General features: G+C 47.8%; 1 protein-coding gene. It reads right to left on the bottom strand.

Annotated features, from left to right (window positions below):
• Nucleotides 1-1,040: IS1249 family transposase (locus L0M99_RS09690; RefSeq protein WP_238128453.1), on the bottom strand; the 1,040-nt coding region annotated here is incomplete at its 3' end.
• Nucleotides 1,041-1,134: the final 94 nt, after the last annotated feature.

The raw sequence follows: 1,134 nt of genomic DNA, 5'->3' as shown, positions 1-1,134 counted from the left end.
GACAGTTTTTCTTGGTCTAGGTGTTTGTGCTGGGTGGTGAGATATTTTACGGGGTCGGTGGGGTCTATAGATTTTTGGTTGATTAGCCATTGGATGGCTTTTTTCATGTGGGGCTCGGATAGACCGCGGTGGGTGTTGAGTAGGCGGCGGATGGGGGCGTTGATGCCTCCTTCTAGCTGGTTGGTAGTGCGGTGTATGTTGTTGTTAGCGAATTCGGGCTCTAGATAGGTAAATAGGTTCTCGGATCTAGAAAGTCTTTCTAAGCGTTTGTAGCCTCTCCTTAAGCGTTCGTGTGTCCACCACCAGTGGGTTTTACCGTTGGGGTTGGTGCTGTAGGTTTTCTCGTTGATGAACTCTTGGTAGAGCTGGTGCCACTGGTGTAGCAATCTAATCCAGTTAGCGGCTTCTTGAGGGGTATTGATGGTTAATAACTGGTTGGTAAGAGCTAGGAGTGCCTTTCCAGCGGCAGTTTTTGGTCTACGGGTCAAGTCGGTGATGGTATTGGTTTTAACATGGAAAAGGCAACGTTGCACGCGGGTTTTAGGCCAAGTGTTTCGCAGAGCTTTTCTAATGCCTGCCCCGCCATCAGTTACCACTACTTGTGGTGGTGGCAGTCTGTTCATTAATGCTTGGTAGGCGGGCGCGTTTTCTCTTTGGCACCACTGCCAGTCAATGATTCGTTTGCCGTTAGTAGCGGTGATAAGACACCAGTTATAGGGAAGGTAGATACCGTCAAGAAGGATCTGGTCATATATCTCGCCGGTAACTTGTGGCTTAGGTACTCTAACCTTCCAACACCAAGCGGTTTTAGTAGCAAAAGAGGTTTTAGCTATCCCGAGTTGCTTAATCGAATAGCCTTCTAGCAGCCATTTTATAAACAAGTCCGCTTGGGCTCTAGCACTAATATCAGGACGTGATTTAACTGTTGAGGCCCCGCAGGCCAGGCAACGCCAACGAGTCCTGCCAGCACTCGTGCGACCATTCTTGACAAGTTTTTCTCCGCATACACCACAAACCGGTCGATTACAAGCACTCTTCACACAATATGCTCTCAAAGCATATTCAAACCATCATAACCCCTGATCAAACCCCAAAAAACAACGAATTTATACACACAATTCAGGTATTAACCCC

The organism is Varibaculum cambriense (assembly GCF_022133705.1).
GTDB classification, from domain to species: domain Bacteria; phylum Actinomycetota; class Actinomycetes; order Actinomycetales; family Actinomycetaceae; genus Varibaculum; species Varibaculum cambriense_A.
Note: the sequence above shows the minus strand (reverse complement) of the source record. Positions and strands in the feature narration are given on the sequence as shown.